Raw genomic sequence first — 15576 nt, forward strand, 5'->3', positions numbered from 1 at the left:
GAAGCAAAGAGCTACGTTACTATTCGAATTATATCCAGATATTAAGCAGGCTTATGACTTAACAATGAGTCTTTCCTATATCTTTGAAAATACCAATGACAAACTGTATGGCTTAACAAGGCTGGCTAAATGGCATGAGAAAGTAAGGCAGGCAGGTTTTAAATCGTTCAATACAGTAGCCAGGTCAATCCAGAATCATTATAGAACGATTGTCAACTTCTTTGAGAACAGAAGTACCAATGCTTCGGCTGAATCTTTTAATGCTAAGATTAAAGCATTTAGAAGTCAATTCAGAGGTGTGAAGAATATCCCTTTCTTTTTATATAGACTTACGCAAATCTATGCTTAGATATACCTACCCCACAGGTTTTAGACTTGATCCAAAATTACTAACAAAATTGACCCATTAATCAGCCAAAAAAGCCCTCCCGAATTTCTTCAAGAGGGCTTTTTAGTCGGGGTAGCCAGATTCGAACAGGGCGGCCGACCGTTGACGACCTTCCGCTCTCAAAGCAGACGCGATAGCAATATTTTTTCATTATAAAAGCCAAAAACCCTCTCAGAATTACTTCTAAGAGGGTCTTTGTGTCGGGGTGGCCAGATTCGAACTGACGACCTTCTGCTCCCAAAGCAGACGCGATACCGGGCTACGCTACACCCCGAGGGCGGTATCTAAAAATTTGAGAGTGCAAAGGTAGAAAATTTTATTTCTAAATCAAAAATTTATTTTTAAAAAATTCTACACATCTCGCGGAGAGGGCGGGATTCGAACCCGCGGTACGCTTTAGACGTACGACAGTTTAGCAAACTGCTCCTTTCGGCCACTCAGGCACCTCTCCTTTCCCGTTTGGGACTGCAAATATAAAGGCTCATTTTGTTTTATCAAAAAAGCGACCCGTTTTTTCTTGATTTTTTTTCTAAATTCTTTCAACGATTCACAATTCCATCTTTTGCAAATATAATAGGCACTACATGAATCACTTTTACAGGCTTACCATCCTTGATTGCAGGTAACCAGTCATCAATTAATTTTACAACTCTTAGAGCTTCCCTATCCAGACTCTTGTTTCGTGTATTGACTACCTTAAAATCTGAGGTTTTACCAGTTTCATCAATCATAAAACGAACAAATACAGTACCACTGATATTATTTCTCATGGCTTCAATAGGATACCGGAGATTTTTGGCAACTTTTTCCAGATATGCATATTGACCGCCGATAATCAAAGGTGGACGGCTAAGTGGAGCAAATAGGGTATCCTTATCGTTGATTATCTGATAAATGATGTTTTTCCTCGGAGGTTTAAAAGACACAAGGGCTTTCTTAGTAAAGTCATATTCCTGTTCGAGTTCAATAGCGTTTATATAATACTCCCATATACCCACTTTCTCGTCATTGGCATAATTTCCGATATTCAGAATGGTTTGACCGGAGTAGCGTGTCCAGATACTGTCTTTCTTGTTATTTTTATAATAACCCTCCTCTGTCAATTTATCATTTACCCATTTTTTATATAATCCATGCCTCACCTTTTTATCATCCGATAATACCTCGTATTCTTCTCTTTCGTTTGTAAAGGGGTTAGACGAATGCTTTTTAACCACTTTCTTTAATTCCTGTCCTACAGCAGTCAATGCGCCAAGCATCAGCGCAACAGTAATCAATCTTTTCATAGTCACATACTTATTTCATTATCTCAATTTCGCTCTATTCTTCCGCCACTGACTAACATTATTCACCAAAGCACTACCATTATCAGCCACTTTAGGTTTGTTTTTATGCTTCATTAATTCAGCAGCTAATACGGCTACTATTTCCAGTTCGGTTTTATCAGCCTCTTCTTCTAATACTTCCGGTGTAAAATAAAGACTTACAAAACGCGTATCAAAATTACCACTCACAAAGGCTTCGTGTCGTAGCGCAAATTTGCAGAAGGGCAGCGTAGTAGCTACGCCCGTTATCTTGAATTCATCAATGGCACGAATCATCTTTTCTATGGCCTCTGTGCGGGTATCGCCATAGCTGATGAGCTTGGCTATCATCGGGTCATAATAAATCGGAATCTCCATGCCCTCTTCAATCCCATCGTCTACACGCACCCCATTCCCTTGCGGGCGCACATAAGTTTGTAATGTGCCCACATTAGGCAGGAAATTATTGGCAGGGTCTTCAGCACAGACACGCACTTCAATCGAGTGACCTTTGATCTGTAAATCCTCCTGTTTCATACTCAAAGGCTTACCCTCTGCCACATGAATCATTTCTTTCACTAAATCAACTCCTGTAATTAATTCCGTCACGGGGTGCTCTACCTGCAAGCGGGTATTCATTTCCAGAAAATAAAAATCCAGATTTTCGTCTACAATAAACTCTACTGTTCCGGCTCCATAATAATTACAAGCCTTTGCCACATTTACGGCGCAAATCCCCATCGCTTCTCTGATTGCCGGGGTTAAGACTGACGACGGCGCTTCCTCAATTACCTTCTGGTGGCGGCGCTGGATAGAACATTCACGCTCGAAGAGATAGACCACATTGCCGTGCTGGTCGCCCATTACCTGTATTTCTATATGCTTGGGCTTGGTAATATATTTTTCAATGAAACACGAGCCATTGCCAAAGGCCGAGATAGCCTCACCCACGGCTCTGTCCATTTGTTCGTCAAACTCTTCTTCTCTTTCTACTACGCGCATCCCTTTTCCACCTCCTCCGGCACTGGCTTTTATCAGAATCGGATAGCCGATTTCGGCTGCTTTCGCTTTAGCTGCCACACGGTCGGTAATGGCATCAGGCGTGCCAGGTACCATTGGTATATTATAAGAAGCTACGGCATGTTTAGACGACAATTTATCGCCCATAATTTCAATCGATTCAGGTGATGGGCCGATAAAGATTAGCCCCGCCTCTTTTACTGCCTTTGAAAAACCAGCATTCTCAGAAAGGAATCCATACCCAGGATGAATGGCGTCAACGCCCAGACTTTGCGCTACTGCTATGATTTTATCGCCTAACAGATAAGATTCTTTAGAGGGGGGCGGACCAATGCACACGGCTTCGTCGGCATATTTTACGTGCGGCGCATTCCGGTCGGCTTCCGAAAAAACGGCTACTGTACTGATTCCCATTTCACGGGCGGTTCGCATCACACGAAGCGCAATTTCACCCCTATTGGCTACAAGAATTTTTTTGATGGTCGGCATATAAAAACGCTATCTGGTGTTTGTTTCAGATTACGAAGTAACATTAAAATCTGATTCAATTTTGAATATTTAATTAAAAATCTTGGACATTTTTCATAAAATAGGCTGGCACGGCTATTGACTGCTTGTTATCCATCCAAAATATTGATACTTTTGTTGAAAAAATGAAGATTTCTTCATCATTTTATTGTTAATTAATCAGGCAACGAACAATACAAGTTCCTTCATTTCCTCTTACCATAATGGCGAAAGATATTTTTGATAAAACAATTAGCGATTTAGGGCATATCGGTACACAAGCAAAACTGCTTAACTCTCACCACTACTACTCATTTCCAAGACTCACAGGCGAATTAGGGCCTTATATGGAATTTAACGGCAAACGTGTATTGAACTGGTCGTTGAATAACTATTTAGGTCTGGCCAATCACCCCGAAGTACGTCAGGCAGATACAGAAGCAACCGCTCAATACGGTTTGGCCTACCCGATGGGCGCGAGAATGATGACAGGTAATACCGAAATCCACGAGGCGTTTGAAAAGGAACTGGCAGCTTATGTAGGCAAAAAAGACTCTTTCTTATTAAATTATGGCTATCAGGGCGTAATGTCAGTGATTGAGTGTATTGTCGACCGTCGGGACGTGATTGTCTACGATGCCGAAAGCCACGCCTGCCTCATAGATGGTATCCGTTTGCACAAAGCCAAAGGAGGTGAATACTACAAGTATGTGCATAATGATATGGACAGCCTTGAGAAAAACCTCATAAGAGCTACCAAACTGGCCGAAGAAAGAGGCGGTGGAATACTCGTAATTACCGAAGGCGTATTCGGGATGTCGGGCAAGGTGGGTAGTCTGGATAAAATTGTTGAATTAAAGAAAAAATATAGCTTCCGTTTACTGGTAGATGATGCACATGGTTTCGGAACGATGGGCGCTACAGGTGCAGGTGTTCCCGAGCACTTTGGTGTGCAGGATGAAGTAGATTTACATTTCTGTACATTTGCCAAATCAATGGCGGCTATCGGGGCATTCATTGCCGCTGACCCTGATGTGGTGATGTTCCTGAAATACAATATGCGTTCACAAACCTATGCCAAGGCGTTACCAATGCCGTATGTTTTAGGTGGCATGAAACGTCTGGAACTCATCAGAAATCACCCCGAATATAGAGAGCAATTGTGGACGATCGTTCATGCTTTACAAGACGGTTTCCGCAGGCGCGGGTTTGATATCGGTGATACCACTTCGCCTGTTACACCGGTTTTATTACACGGAAATTATGACCTGCCAACGGTTACAAATCTGATTCGTGACCTGAGAGAAAACATGGGTATTTTCTGCTCTGTAATCATTTATCCGGTAGTACCAAAGGGCGTTATTATGCTACGCATTATCCCTACAGCTTCGCATACATTAGAAGATGTAGAATACACAATGGATTGCTTTGAGAAGGTACAGGCGAAGTTGCAGGCAGGCGAATACGCTCCGTTGATAGTAGCTTGATTTATAGCAAAAAAAGCCATTTTTAAGGGCTGTAGACAACATTCAGTACAGATAGGCGTTAAAAAGTCAGGCATAAACCTGACTTTTTGCATTTTTTTACAAAAAACAGCGTTTTTTGATGGTATTTTTTGTAGAAAAATTTGTAATTTTTGTCAATATGTCTAACTTGCAAGTAGTTTATTTCGTATTTAAGTAGATAATTTCATTCATTAACCAAATCCGTTACAATTACTATGAACAAGTACAAAGAACTCAGTGACCTTGTTGCTTCTTTAGCAGGAGATTTTGACAAATTTTATGACAAAGGCAACAAAGCTGCTGGCACAAGAGTTAGAGCCGGAATGGCACAACTGGCTGCCTGGGCTAAAGCAACAAGAGCCGAAGTACAGTCCATAAAAAATGGTCAATAAAACCACTTTTGTTTATGATTAGCTATAGAGAGATAAGCTCTGTTTCCGAGCTTATCTCTCTATATTTTTTCGGGGTGCATCAACGTCGCCAATCCTCTGATCGTACGGCGTGAAGTACCCTTGATAAACACCTCGCCTGTTATCTGGGCAATGTGTTTTTCACGGTCAACAGTCATTACCGTAAACACCACTTCATAATCAGTATCCACAAACATTGGGAACAAATATTCAGTCTCCTGTTTCATATAGACAGATCCTTCGCCCGGAAACTCCATACCGAGGATGCGTGTAAAAACACTACTGCTCAGGTGTCCATGAATAATGGGACGTTTAAAACGGGTTTTAGCGGCATATTCAGGGTCTAAATGTAAAGGGTTTTTATCTCCGGTTACTTCGGCAAATTTCTGTACATCTTCCTGCGAAAAGCGGAATTCGTATTTGTAGGTATCTCCAATTTCTAAAAGCATAAGAATGGGTTTTGTAAGGAATGATTTGCAAATATAGGAATTAGTCTACTTAAATCTTCTACAGTTGTTATTTCACTAATTCGGCTATTTTCTTTTCAAACACACCCGTAGATTGAGCAGGAAAAGGTACCCTCATACCTCCACCGAATTTTAAAGCTTCAATGTTATTTAGCTTGATACTAATTACGGTCTTATCGTTTACTGTTTTTATCCTTATATTAAAATTACCTGATACAGTTTGTATCCTTCCCATGCCTTCATCTCTGACAACTATCCAGGCATTAGGGTCTTTTGGAGCTCCATCCTTTTCAAGAGTAAAGACGTTTATAAAAGAATGATTTTCAGAAGTAATAATTCCACTTGTTTTGTCAATTATCTTTATTGAAATACCATTTTCTGATAATACGTCAACTACTTTACTCCAAACTTCATCAAATGTTTTGCTTGATGAATCTATATAAGCAGTTGTTTGATAATTCCCTTTAAGCAAAGGCTGTCCTTTGGGTATTTGCTGTTGAGCCATGGCGAAAATGCTTAAAAAGGAAAATAGAATGGCAATAAAAAGTTTTTTCATTGGGGAGTTAATTAAGGTTACACCCGAAAAATAGTTATTAATCCCTTTACAACAAAAAAACATTCTAATTATTCAGAATGTTTCTTGATTTTACTTTATCACAAGTGGTATATAGTTACCTGAATAAAAAAGGCGAACCAGTTTGTAGTTTCTGGTTCGCCTCATAGTATGTTTAACGACTAATTATTTTCTCCGCCTTGTACATCATCATTTCTGATACCGCGTTTGTTCTTTTTGATTGATTCTTTGAGTTTACCAAATTTATAATTCAGGCTGAAGTTGAATGATCTGAAATAATTTCTCTGCTCGCTGAATTGCAGAAAATCAGGGCCAAAAGAGTTTCTGATATTTCTTCTGAATTTATTAAAGGGATTATTGAAAGACGCCGAAAACGATAACTTATCTTTTACTACATCTTTATTCACACTGGCCGAGTAGCCCAGAAAGTGATTGGTTTTTTCCTGAATATTAATATTCGGGCCATTATAATTGATATTCACATTTACACGCCAGTTTTTCTCTAATCTATAGCCCGACGAAAGATTTGCCCCATACATAAGCCCCTTATTTTTGATGAGTTTATCATTAATAATGCCCTCTGTCATGGCATAGGCCGTTCTTGAGTTGATGCTTAGGTTCCATTTTTTTGTAATCGGATAGTTGAAATTGACAATAACCATAGGTAATAATTTAGCCTTGCCCACATTGCCAAAGGACGAGCGTGTAATTTTGGTAGCCGGGTCATACACAATAACAGGGAAAAACATATCTTTAATAAACATATGGCCTACACCAAGGCTGAAAGAACTTTTACCTGACCAGTTGTAGCCTATATTAATATCATTCATAATAGAAGGTTTCAGATTCGGGTTACCTGTGCGTTCAAAACTTGGATTAGAGCGGTCAACAAACGGATTGAGCTGATAAATACCAGGTCTTCTGATACGCTGCGTATAACCAAAATTCAGACCCGATTTTTTAAATTTCCGGTTGATTGAAATCGTAGGAATCACATTAAAATAATTCTGGCTTACTTTGGTATTAGTCGTAGCAAAGTCGGCATCCAGCACGGTTTGCTCCACTCTGACACCCGCTTTTACACCCCATTTCTTGAAATTATATTGATAGGTATTATAGATGCCGTATATATTCTGCGTATTAGAAAATTTATTGCTGAGCTCGTCTAAAATCTGATAAGCATCTGTATCAGAATTATAGGTGCGATATTCAAAATTACTCTTATTGTCTCTCAGGATACCTTTCATCCCGGCTTCTATCATCAGTTTTTTGACAGGATGCACATAATCGACCTGTATGGTATGTTCTGAAAACAGTTGGTCATTGAGCTGGCGGTAATCAGGCAAATCATAGTTGATACGCTCCGAAATGCCAATCACATTATCTTGTCCGTTGTCAAAGCCATAGTATCTGTAAGAAAATGTCAGCAAACGGTTTTTATCTGCCCTGAAACCCAACTGATAATTCAGGGCGGCATCAAAGCCCTTACCGTTACCATTGCCTCTATTATTAAGGTAATAGCGTTGCAGGATTTCACTTCCTTTTGTCAGGTCTGAACTCTGGCTGCTGGTAGCATCGTTCCTGTTTCCGTTAACGTTAAATTGCCCGGAAATCAGGTTCAGACTATCCACTTCATAACTAAGCTCCAATCCCAGATAGCCACTTTTACTTTCTGATTGGTTGAAGCCGCGCTGGTCGAGTAGGGTTGAATATTCACCAAAAGTATTCCGGGTGATAATGGTAGCAGTCTGAGGATTATTATAGATATTACCCCCACCAAAAGCCGAAAGCCCCCATTTGCCTATTTTAGCAGAAAGCGACCCCCCGATACCAGGCCCGCCTACAGGAAAACGTTCACTCAGATTTAAACTGCCATTATAGCCATTAGTCACATTCTTGTTGGTAATAATATTAATAATACCTGAGAGTCCTTCAGCATCATATTTGGATGGTGGCGTCGTGATAACCTCAATCCGTTGGATAGAGGATGCAGGCATACTTCTCAATATATCTTTATAGCTCCGTTCAACCATGCTTGAGGGCTTGCCATTAATCAATATCCTGAAGTCAGTATTGCCTTTCAGTTGTATATTATCTTCGGCATCGAGCGAAAGATACGGTACTTTTCTCATCATATCCAGCACACTGAATACCTTGCTTTCGGGGTCGGCCTGAGTATCGTAAGAAATACGGTCAACCTCTTGTTTTACAATTTGTTTGGTGGCACTCACTTTTACTTCTTTCAATCCAAGGGCTTCTTCAGTAATCAAAATTTTACCTAAATCAAGCGTAGTTTTGGTTGAATCAGACAAATCAGCTACCAATGTTTTTCCCTTAAATCCTACTCCCGATATCACAAGATAATATTTATAAGGTTTCAATCCGACAAATCTGAATGAGCCGTCCGCTTTAGAATAATCTACTTTTACAGATACATTTTTGTCTTTCATGAGCGCAACAGTAATAAAATCAGGATTTTTCTGTGATACCGAATCGACAAGAACGCCAATAATCTGCTGGCCTTTTACGGCTGATTGCGCGTGAGCATAAGCGGAGAGCAGCAAGCCTGCCAAAGCAAGCATACAAGAAAGTAAGAGCTTTTTCATGTGTTTTTATTCTTTTTTGTATTTAAAAAGCAATAGTTTTCCATCAGGGCAAAATGCCCTTAAAATTTTTCACGCATGACCTTTTAATTCATGCAGTGAAGAAACCTTTATAAGTGATACGGTATAGTGATTTTAATCTACGACAGCGCAAATATATAAAAAGGTACTTTGTAATGCAAGGTAATATGTAAATTATTTTCTTGTATAATTTGATACCGAATACAAGCCATTAGATGCCCTCAATGAAAAAAAGTTACAAGGCAATTCTTTATTTATAAGAAGTGCTCTATCAGAAATTGCTAAAGCACCAGTCGAAGCAAGGCGAAAGCACTAATCGAAGCAAGGTTAAAGCACTAATCAAAGCAATGGCAAAGCACAATACAAAGCATTGCCAGTATAATTAAACAAAGAAATAAATAATAAAATAAACCATTAAACTAAGAAAAGTATAATGGGTCGAAACCTTATTTATAGTAAGGAATTGGCAAGACATTAACCAGTACCCGTTTTTGGTGGAGAAGCAATGCATTGCGTCCCTGCCAGAAAATAATCCTCTTATCCACCAACAGTTCGATTCTACGAAAAACCTCCTGAAACGCTTTGAAAACCCAACCCAAAGCCTGAAATTTACCGGATTCACACAACAACTACAGCAATGGACGAAGAAAGAATGAATGAGCTTCAACACAACAAAGGGGGTAGGGGTATCACCGACTATACACCCGACTACGACGAGCAAGCCTACAACTACTGCCTGTTAGGGGCAACCAACCAAACCCTCGCCCGGTTTTTCGGGGTATCGTCTACTACCGTAAAAAAATGGATGAAGAAGTATCCGGGTTTTCAGGAATCTGTCAGAAGAGGAAAAGAACTGGCCGATGTACAGGTAGCCGGCAGCCTGTTCAAAAGAGCAATTGGCTATACTTGCCAGCAGGTAGTATCAGAGTCTGTCAGAGCATCAGCTACTAATACGGAATCCGAAAAGGTTACCAGTTCAGAAAAGGTTACCAATATGGTGGGAACCTTTTTGAATCAGGATAACGATGGTTATCAGAAAATCAGAGTAACAACAAAGGAAATTATACCAGACACAAAGGCGCAGATATTCTGGCTCAAAAACCGTCAGCCCGAACTGTGGCGCGACAAACGGGATGTCGATCACACCTCAGGAGGTGAAAAACTAAACGTAGTTACCATATTTGAGTTACCCAACGATGGGCGCAACGATTGATAAAATTAAACAAGTTCACTATCTTAGCCCTTCAAAACTATTCACCTGTAAATTGTATGCACCATATGACCCATTCGAAAAAATTAGTTTACCTACTCTGTTATCTCCTGATTTTTAATCTCTCGGCACAGGAAACAATTCCTTTACCCGAGCATCCACGTCCTGATTTTGAAAGAGCCGACTGGCAGAATCTGAATGGCAACTGGGATTTTGAATTTGATAAAAAAGATGTGGGTATCACCCAGAAATGGCATTCTTCCGCCAAGCCTTTCACTAAAACCATCAGTGTGCCATTCCCGTGGGGTTCGCCGTTATCGGGCGTAAAAGATGAAGCCGATATAGCCTGGTATAAGAAAACAATCACAGTAAATCCGGCATGGAAAGGTAAAAGAATATTTGTCACCATTGGTGCTTCCGATTGGGAAACAACCGTATGGCTGGATGGAAAACTCTTAGGCAGCCACAAAGGGGGTTATACACCGTTTTCATTTGAACTGACCAATTTAAAATATGGAGCAAAACAAAATCTGGTAATCAGAGTAGACGACAAACGCCGCGATTTTACTTTATATGGCAAACAAGGCTACGGCAATGCCCGTGGTTTATGGCAAACGATTTATCTGGAAGCTCGCGGACAAAACTATATCGATGCGGTTCATTTTACACCTGATATTGATAAATCGGAAGTGAAAGTGACAGTTTATCTGGCCAAACCCGCGCCAAAAGATATTGATATGGGGTTTTATTTTGAAAGTCCTGATAGTACAGCTATTTCAATGACTTTCCCTAAAGGGCAAACTGAATATTCGTTTACTCAAGATATTCCTTCTGCTCGCTTATGGACTTTAGAAGACCCACATCTTTATAATGCAACTGTTATTGTGGGAGATGACGAGGTAAAATCCTATTTCGGCATGCGCAAGATTTCGACTGTGAATCTGCCTGGTACTAATTATAAATACATAGCCCTGAACAACAAGCCTGTGTATATGCAATTGGCACTTGACCAGTCGTATCATCCGGAGGGATTCTATACTTTCCCGACTGATGAGTTCATGAAGAATGAGATTCTGATAGCCCGCAACATTGGTCTGAATGGTATCCGTACGCACATTAAAGTAGATGTACCCCGTAAATTATACTGGGCTGATAAACTGGGTGTACTGGTGATGTCAGATCTGCCGAACAGCTGGGGAGAGCCTGATAAAAATGCGCAGCAGGAATCAGAATATACGCTGAAAGAAATGATCAAGCGAGATTATAACCACCCGGCAATTTTCTCATGGATTACCTTTAACGAAACCTGGGGGTTACGTACCAAAAAAGAGGTAAACGGCAAGGTTGAAAATATCTATACACCGGAAACACAAAAATGGGTAGCTTCGGTGTATCGGTTGGCGAAATCATTAGATGCTACACGTCTGGTAGAAGATAACTCTATTTGTTGCGGGGCAGGGCATACCGAAACCGATATTAACTCATGGCATGAGTACCTGCCCGGGTGGGAATGGGAAAACCACCTGAAAATGATTGACGAGAAAACCTTTGTGGGCAGTGATTTCCATTACGAAAAGGGCTATAAACAAACCGATGTACCCAATATCAACTCTGAATGTGGAAACGTGTGGGGCTACGAAGGTAGCACAGGCGACTGCGACTGGAGCTGGGATTATCACCGCATGATTAACACTTTCAGAAAATACCCGAAAATTGCCGGTTGGTTATATACAGAGCACCACGATGTAATCAACGAGTGGAACGGCTATGTACGTTTCGACCGGAGTGAAAAAGACCTCGGCGTGCAGGATATGGTAAAAGGCATGAGCCTCAAAGATTTTCATGCACCATTTTATATCTCAACAGGCAACGAGATTTCAAAAACTGTCGTGCCGGACGAGGTCGTTACTGTACCGCTTTATGCGTCGTTTATGACCGACAGAACCGATGTCGGTAAAAAACTGACACTGAAAGTAAATCTTTACGGTTATGACGCTTTAGGGCAGGAAAAAACCTGGAGCAGCACAGAGCGTATCATTGATTACCAACCCTGGTTACAAAAAGAGTTACCGTCGTTGGAGGTAAAGATGCCTAATGAGAAAGCTGTGGTAACGATGTCATTAGTGCTGGTCGACAACGCAGGTAATGAGCTACACCACAATGTAATGAACTTTATTGTAGACGCACCGGCACCAACCGAGATTGTCATGCTATCAGGCAAAAAGGCTAAACTGGTGAGTGTCGATGCCAAAAACTTCAAAAGTGCTAAATGGTCGGCCAAACAATGGAATGTACTGGATGGACTGAAAGTAAACGGAGCAGGCAATGGCTATTTTGAATATGCGTTTAAAGTGCCATCAGGAATTGACTTAAATAATGTAGAGAACATAGCTTTTGTAGTAGAAGCAGGGGCAAAGCAACTTTTTGCCAAAGACATGGATAAAAAACTGAAAGGCAACGAAAACTATATGCTTGGTGCAATTGCAGACCCGGTACAAAACCCGAATGCCTACGCCATGACTGACACAAAGAAATTCCCAAGTTCGGTTTCAGTGAGTGTAAATGGTACTTTTGCCGGACGCTACGATTTACAAGACGACCCATCAGACCACCGGGGTGTATTATCTTGGCACAACCAGCTGAAAGATAAAAAACTACGTGAAGCAGGTTCGTACGGCTATCGGTTAGGAGTGAATATCCCTCAGAAAGCCATCGAACAAGCAAAGAAAACAGGTGAGATAATCGTAAGACTGGAAGTGCCCGAAAGCATGAATGGCGGCCTGGCCATCTACGGAGATAAATTCGGGCGTTATCCCCTAAACCCGACTCTGGCATTTGTATTGAAATAGGTATAAAATAAAAACGGGCATGCACCGGAGTGTTTGCATGCCCGTTTCTTTTACTTTATATACTAAGCGGATTAATTCTCTTTTGTAGTTGAACTACCCTGCTCACTTGGTAAAATAATCACCGTCGGAGGAGTAGCAGAGGCTTTTCTTGGGCTTGCCACCGGAGCCAGACTTTGTGCAGAGGTAACAGTAGTTTTGCTGTTCTGTGCCGGGTCTGATGCCATTATAGGGGCATTGTCAGGTACACCGGTATCTTTAATAGAAGCCTCACATTGCTTGATAGTTACAGCAATCGATTCGTCCATCAAACCCTCTCTGATAGCCTGATGGTAGAACATAATCGCTCTTTTAAGCATATCTGCCGTAGCCTGTGGTGTATTTTGTCTCCAGGCTAAACGTTGTAATTCAGCTCCTTGCGCCAATGTAATCTTGGGCAACTCGCCACGATTAGGGTCATTAGGGTTCATACTGATGAGCTCAATCAGATTGGTTTTCGCAGGCTCATACTTACGCATGGCGTTATAATCCTTGAATTTTTGCGTAAGGTACATCGCATGAGACGAATTAGTGACCTGTTCAGAAATTTTGCTTTCTGACTCAAATTCAGGTAATTTCGCACATTCACGGTAACGGAAAAATGCGTCCCAATAACGACCGGCTTTAAAATATTCATCGGCCTCTTGTAACAGATATGCACGGGATGTTTGACTAAAAGCTGAAAGTGAGAGTGAAACAAATCCGAACATCCAGATAAAAAAACGCATAGTCTTCATAAGAAAACAGTTTTATAGTTCTTAGCGGTTTTTAATATTGATTATACTAAATAAACGTCAACAATAACAAAAAAATTGAAAGAAACCGTTAAAAATTAATTAATTTTTTGAAACGATTTATCAACGAAATATCAACCTTTATTCAACAATATAGTAATATTACATTCCTATACAATTTTGATGCCTTTCCGAAATCTCCGTTTACGTATATTTATGTGGCTGACAAAAAGACAGTATTTCATTGCATCTCGTTAGAATCTGAGATAAAAAACGGAACATTTTTTCAGGATTTGAGTTTGGCATTTACCCGGATAGGCATTCGGATTATTCATTTGTGGGAAGATACCTGGCTTACAAATCAGGCCATAGTTAAATCAAGATTACTATCTGTTTTAGGTAAATCTGCTACTATCCCGGCAAGGCTTACCCAAAGCAGACGGATTGATAAACCCACCTTAAATAAGTTTATGACAGAAAACCACTTACAGGTTCTGGCTGGCGCGAAGTTCAAATATGGGTTGTATCTACCAAAGCGGTATTTCAGAGTGATAACCAATGAGAAGAACACCTTCACAAAAGCATTAAGTGAACAACTTGAACAAAGTGAAGAAATGCTTATGGCAGTAGCCTCTTTCAGTACCGCCAGAACATTCATTCGGCAAGGTATTTCTTACAGAAGTTTCGAGTTGATTCGTTTTGCAAACCTGAAAGGCTTTACAGTGGTGGGTGGTTTGGATAAATTGTTACAGGCTTTTATCAGAGAACAAACCCCCGATGATATTATGACTTATGCCGATGCCGATTGGTCAGATGGTGCAAGCTATGAAAAATTAGGCTTTGAGCGTGTAGAACTCACACCCCCTCAATCATTCAGTTTAAATACCCATTTTGAAAGAATCTGGAAAGGACAGGAAGGCGAAAGGATTGATAAACAGGTATGGAACGCAGGCAGTTGGAAGTATCTGTTGAAGTTAAAGCAAAGTTAAATGGAAGAACAACAAACGCTGATAGTGATACTCGGCCCAACGGCATCCGGCAAAACAAAACTGGCTGTTGCATTAGCCACAGAAATCGGAGGAGAAATAATAAGTGCTGATAGCCGCCAGGTGTATAAAGGAATGAATATCGGAACGGGTAAGGATTACGAAGAGTATGAACACGTTTCAGGACAAAAAATTCCGTATCATTTAATTGATATAGTAGAAGCAGGAGACGAATACCATGTAGCCCGTTTTCAGAGAGATTTTAAACAGGCTTATCAGAATATAATAAACAGGGGTAAAATACCCATTTTATGCGGGGGAACAGGTATGTACATTGAGGCAGTGCTAAAAAATTATCAGCATACCCAGATACCGGTTGATGCTGTTTTAAGAGAAACTATAAAAGAAAAATCGTATGAAGAATTGCTAAATCAGTTTCAACAGCAATACCATTCATTTTATCCAGAAGCTGATACTTCCACCAGAAAGCGGTTAATAAGAGCTATTGAAATTGCCCGGTTTATGAAGGATAATCCGCAGGCTTATCAGGTAACAGACCCTTACAAAGCTTTGATTTTTGGTATAGCTATTCCAACAGAAATTCGTAGAGAGAGAATCACCGGACGCTTGAATAAACGCCTGAAAGAAGGCATGATTGAAGAAGTACAAGCACTTCTGAACCAAGGAATCAGCCCTGAAAAACTGATTTTTTACGGTTTGGAATATAAGTTTATTACAGAGTACCTGTTAGGTCAATTAACCCATGATGAAATGGTAAAAAGATTAGAAGTAGCTATTCATCAGTTTGCCAAACGCCAGATGACCTTTTTCAGAAGCATGGAAAAAAAAGACCTGATAATTCACTGGCTTGATGGTATGGATAGCCCAGAAAACCTTATTAGTAAGATAAACCGCCAGATTGCCGGTGAAAATGTATAGAAAAACACAGATTCTTGGTTATT

The 15576-nt window shown here is 40.4% G+C and carries 14 protein-coding genes and 2 tRNA genes; 8 read left to right on the top strand and 8 right to left on the bottom strand.

Going from position 1 to position 15576, the window contains the following annotated elements; all coding sequences use genetic code 11:
* Positions 1 to 349 (top strand): transposase (locus H1R81_RS00005; RefSeq protein WP_181838616.1); only part of this gene is annotated, 349 nt, incomplete at its 5' end.
* Positions 350 to 588: 239 nt separating this feature from the next.
* Here the strand turns inward: H1R81_RS00005 and H1R81_RS00010 are convergent.
* From H1R81_RS00010 to accC, 4 genes are all read right to left on the bottom strand, one after another.
* Positions 589 to 662, bottom strand: a tRNA-Pro gene (locus tag H1R81_RS00010).
* An 89-nt stretch (positions 663 to 751) separates the two neighbouring features.
* A tRNA-Ser gene (locus H1R81_RS00015) sits at positions 752 to 839 on the bottom strand.
* An 88-nt stretch (positions 840 to 927) separates the two neighbouring features.
* Positions 928 to 1674, bottom strand: a complete 747-nt coding sequence (locus H1R81_RS00020; RefSeq protein ID WP_181838617.1) for an energy transducer TonB — start codon at positions 1672 to 1674, stop codon at positions 928 to 930.
* A gap of 18 nt (positions 1675 to 1692) precedes the next feature.
* Positions 1693 to 3201, bottom strand: a complete 1509-nt coding sequence (gene accC, locus H1R81_RS00025; protein WP_181838618.1) for an acetyl-CoA carboxylase biotin carboxylase subunit — start codon at positions 3199 to 3201, stop codon at positions 1693 to 1695.
* A 242-nt stretch (positions 3202 to 3443) separates the two neighbouring features.
* Here accC and H1R81_RS00030 point away from each other — a divergent pair, with 242 nt between their 5' ends.
* Together H1R81_RS00030 and H1R81_RS00035 are read left to right on the top strand one after the other, a co-directional pair.
* Positions 3444 to 4706 (top strand): pyridoxal phosphate-dependent aminotransferase family protein, encoded by a 1263-nt coding sequence (locus H1R81_RS00030; RefSeq protein WP_181838619.1) that lies wholly within the window; start codon positions 3444 to 3446, stop codon positions 4704 to 4706.
* Positions 4707 to 4939: 233 nt separating this feature from the next.
* A complete protein-coding gene (locus H1R81_RS00035; protein WP_130023089.1) occupies positions 4940 to 5116 on the top strand; it encodes a histone H1 in 177 nt (58 codons plus the stop codon).
* A 59-nt stretch (positions 5117 to 5175) separates the two neighbouring features.
* Here the strand turns inward: H1R81_RS00035 and H1R81_RS00040 are convergent, their stop codons facing one another.
* From H1R81_RS00040 to H1R81_RS00050, 3 genes are all read right to left on the bottom strand, one after another.
* Positions 5176 to 5583 (bottom strand): MaoC family dehydratase, encoded by a 408-nt coding sequence (locus tag H1R81_RS00040; RefSeq protein WP_181838620.1) that lies wholly within the window; start codon positions 5581 to 5583, stop codon positions 5176 to 5178.
* A 67-nt stretch (positions 5584 to 5650) separates the two neighbouring features.
* Positions 5651 to 6157 carry a hypothetical protein gene (locus H1R81_RS00045; RefSeq protein WP_181838621.1) on the bottom strand — a complete coding sequence of 169 codons (507 nt, stop codon included), beginning with the start codon at positions 6155 to 6157 and terminating at the stop codon, positions 5651 to 5653.
* A 179-nt stretch (positions 6158 to 6336) separates the two neighbouring features.
* Positions 6337 to 8781, bottom strand: a complete 2445-nt coding sequence (locus H1R81_RS00050; RefSeq protein ID WP_181838622.1) for a TonB-dependent receptor domain-containing protein — start codon at positions 8779 to 8781, stop codon at positions 6337 to 6339.
* Between the two features lie 512 nt (positions 8782 to 9293).
* On the opposite strand from H1R81_RS00050, the gene H1R81_RS00055 reads away from it, so the two are divergent.
* From H1R81_RS00055 to H1R81_RS00065, 3 genes are all read left to right on the top strand, one after another.
* Positions 9294 to 9455, top strand: a complete 162-nt coding sequence (locus tag H1R81_RS00055) for a hypothetical protein (RefSeq protein WP_181838623.1) — start codon at positions 9294 to 9296, stop codon at positions 9453 to 9455.
* On the top strand, positions 9437 to 10012 hold the full coding sequence (locus H1R81_RS00060; RefSeq protein ID WP_181838624.1) for a helix-turn-helix domain-containing protein: 576 nt from the start codon (positions 9437 to 9439) through the stop codon (positions 10010 to 10012). Before H1R81_RS00055 ends, H1R81_RS00060 begins: the two co-directional genes overlap by 19 nt.
* A gap of 65 nt (positions 10013 to 10077) precedes the next feature.
* Positions 10078 to 12858 (top strand): glycoside hydrolase family 2 protein, encoded by a 2781-nt coding sequence (locus tag H1R81_RS00065; RefSeq protein WP_181838625.1) that lies wholly within the window; start codon positions 10078 to 10080, stop codon positions 12856 to 12858.
* 71 nt (positions 12859 to 12929) lie between these two features.
* Here the strand turns inward: H1R81_RS00065 and H1R81_RS00070 are convergent, their stop codons facing one another.
* Complete coding sequence (locus H1R81_RS00070; protein ID WP_181838626.1) at positions 12930 to 13631, bottom strand: hypothetical protein; 702 nt, start codon at positions 13629 to 13631, stop codon at positions 12930 to 12932.
* A 107-nt stretch (positions 13632 to 13738) separates the two neighbouring features.
* Between H1R81_RS00070 and H1R81_RS00075 the strand changes: the two genes are divergently transcribed.
* A complete protein-coding gene (locus tag H1R81_RS00075) occupies positions 13739 to 14617 on the top strand; it encodes a hypothetical protein (protein ID WP_181838627.1) in 879 nt (292 codons plus the stop codon).
* Positions 14618 to 15553 (top strand): tRNA (adenosine(37)-N6)-dimethylallyltransferase MiaA, encoded by a 936-nt coding sequence (miaA, locus tag H1R81_RS00080; protein ID WP_181838628.1) that lies wholly within the window; start codon positions 14618 to 14620, stop codon positions 15551 to 15553.
* Positions 15554 to 15576 lie beyond the last annotated feature (23 nt).

The organism is Emticicia sp. BO119 (assembly GCF_013912375.1).
GTDB lineage: Bacteria > Bacteroidota > Bacteroidia > Cytophagales > Spirosomataceae > Emticicia.